The sequence below is a fragment of the Lactobacillus delbrueckii subsp. delbrueckii DSM 20074 = JCM 1012 genome, assembly GCF_001433875.1.
Classification (GTDB): Bacteria; Bacillota; Bacilli; order Lactobacillales; family Lactobacillaceae; genus Lactobacillus; species Lactobacillus delbrueckii.
In genome coordinates this window covers 1-2469 of sequence record NZ_AZCR01000011.1, presented here as the reverse complement: position 1 = coordinate 2469, position 2469 = coordinate 1, and the positions used below count along the sequence as shown (strand labels likewise).

The following is a 2469-nucleotide window of genomic DNA, read 5'->3' as shown; positions in this document are numbered from 1 at the left end:
AAGAGGCGGAAGGAATTTTTGCCCGCCACTTCCTTTTAGTCGACGTCCGCCCCGACCAGGGCAGCCAGACTGAACACGTCTTTTTGCAGGTGGACAATGAGCACAAGCTGGAATACCTGCAGCGCTTGTGTAAGCTGGACGGCTTCCGGGGCCTGCTCTTCTTTGACTCAAATGAGGGAATGCTGCGCTTTGCCAGAATTTTTGCCCACAGCAAGACCCGCTTTGAAGTTTTGGCCAATAATTTCTCAAAAGACAAGCGCCAGCGGGCCATCCGGGACCTGGCCAAGGGGAAGGTCAAGCTGCTCTTGGCCACTGACCTGGCGGCCCGGGGCTTGGACATTCCAAAACTAACCTATGTGGTTAACTACGAAATCCCGACTGATGCCAACACCTACATGCACCGGGCAGGCCGGACCGGCCGGATGCAGCAGGAAGGCAAGGTGGTGTCTCTGGGTAACGACCACGACCTGCGCAAGCTGAAGAAGCTTTTGGAAGGGGAAGTGACCGTCGACCGGGTCTACTTTGCCGGCTACCACTTGAGTAAAGAAAAGCCGGTCAAGAAGGAAAAGGCTGAAGACAAAGACAAGCCAGCTGTAATTGAGCAGCCAGTTAAGAAGAAAAAGAAGTCCAAGAAGAAAAACAAGAACAAGGGTTATCACCCGCATTATCTGAAGGGGAAGAAGCAAAGTGAATAGCGTGATTGACTGGCTGGAGCGGCACCTGCTGCCCTTGGCCAATAATCTGGCCTCGGTCCGCTGGCTGGTGGCCCTTAGGGATGCTTTTATTTCCACCCTGCCGATCAGTTTGACCGGGTCGGTGGCGGTTTTAATCAAGAGCCTCATCATTGCCGCCAACCGCAACTGGGGCTGGCATGTTTTTTACCAGCTCATGCAGCCATCGATCTCCATCTGCAACTTCGTCTGGCGGGGGAGCGTGGCCATGTTTGCCCTCTTCTTCGTCCTCAGCTGGGGCTACCAATTGGCCAAGGCCTGTGAGGTGGACCCCTTGGCCGGGGCGATGACGGCTCTTTGTTCTTTCATGATGAGCATTGCCAACTATTCCTACCTCATGCAGGGGAATAAGCGGATTAAGCTGGACCAGGCTTTTAACATCAAGCAGCTGTCAACGACAGGGATGTTTACGGCAATTCTTTTTGGCGGCCTGGGCGTGGCCCTGTACATCCTGGGGGTCAAGGCCCGGCTGGGCCTGCATATCCAGACGGCCATGCCCCCGGCCCAGATCGCGGCCTTTGAAGCAGCGATCCCGGTCATGCTTGCCCTCTTTATCGTGGGCGGGCTGAACTATCTTTTCCAGACCATTACCGGCCAGTATTTTGGCGACTGGCTCTTAGAGATCATTCAGCTGCCACTTTTGAAACTGGGCCAGGGCTTTATCATGGTGATTGCCATTACGGCTTTGACCCAGCTCTTCTGGTTCTTCGGGATCAATGGGGCCAGTGCCTTAGCTCCGGTTGTCGGGTCGATCTGGGCTACGGCCCAAAACGCCAACCTTTTGGCGGCGGCTAACGGCCACAAGATCCCGTATCTGTGGACCAATACTTCTTTTGTGGTCTTTGGCGCCAATGGGGTCTGCCTGCCTTTAGTCATCGCGATTTTGCTGACCTCCAAGCGGGGGGACCAGCGGACTTTGGCCAAGGTGGCCCTGGCTCCGGCTGTCTTCAACGTCAATGAGCCCATGCTCTATGGGCTGCCGATCATCTTGAACCCGGTCTGCTTTTTGCCTTTTACCCTGGCTCCTTTAGCCAATGTTTCCTTGGCTTATCTGGCGACCAAGCTGGGCTGGATCAATCGGGTCCAGGCTTCGGTGCCTAATATCATGCCCCCGGTCATCGGCCCTTATCTGGTCACTAACTATGACTGGCGGGCCCTGGTCTTGTCCTCGGTCAACCTGGTCATCGCGGTCTTGATTTGGTTGCCCTTTGTCAAGGCGGCTGACCAGATTGGGCAGACGGATGAACCCCGCCGTTTTTTCATGCCGCAATACTAATGACTTAAGCGAAAGCACTAGCTTTTTCAACACATTTTTTGTAGAATAAAATGTGTTGTATGGCCTGGTAGCTCAGTTGGATAGAGCACTGGTTTCCTAAACCAGGTTGTCGCGAGTTCAAATCTCGCCCGGGTCATATCTGCCCCTCACGGAAGTGAGGGGTTTTCTTTTTGCCTTTTGCTGCTTTTTTCATACTTTTTCCGCCTTAGCTTATTGCTCTTTGCTTTTAATTTTGGTAAACGAACAGCATTGCAAAGGACGGGAGCTTCCTCTATAATTCAAGATATCATTTTATGAGATATAAATTAAACTATATTAGATATCTCATAATCTGTGTCAATGTAATTATAATTTTCTACCGTTAGGAGGCGGAGACTATATGGGTTCAGTATAAAAACTTGTGTAAATGACTGAGAGACTTAGAAAGCTTTCCGCGATAGTTCCATTAACCGCAGGAAGAAG

The 2469-nt window shown here is 52.0% G+C and carries 2 protein-coding genes and 1 tRNA gene; all 3 read left to right on the top strand.

The annotated features are described in order from the left end of the window. Nucleotides 1-695, top strand: a 695-nt coding sequence (locus FD23_RS10220; RefSeq protein ID WP_236743866.1) for a helicase-related protein, incomplete at its 5' end; no start/stop codon positions are given. After that, nucleotides 688-2007, top strand: a complete 1320-nt coding sequence (locus FD23_RS03060; protein WP_052933572.1) for a PTS sugar transporter subunit IIC — start codon at nucleotides 688-690, stop codon at nucleotides 2005-2007. The genes FD23_RS10220 and FD23_RS03060, both read left to right, overlap by 8 nt. 61 nt (nucleotides 2008-2068) lie before the next feature. Next, a tRNA-Arg gene (locus FD23_RS03055) sits at nucleotides 2069-2143 on the top strand. The last annotated feature ends 326 nt before the right edge of the window (nucleotides 2144-2469 follow it).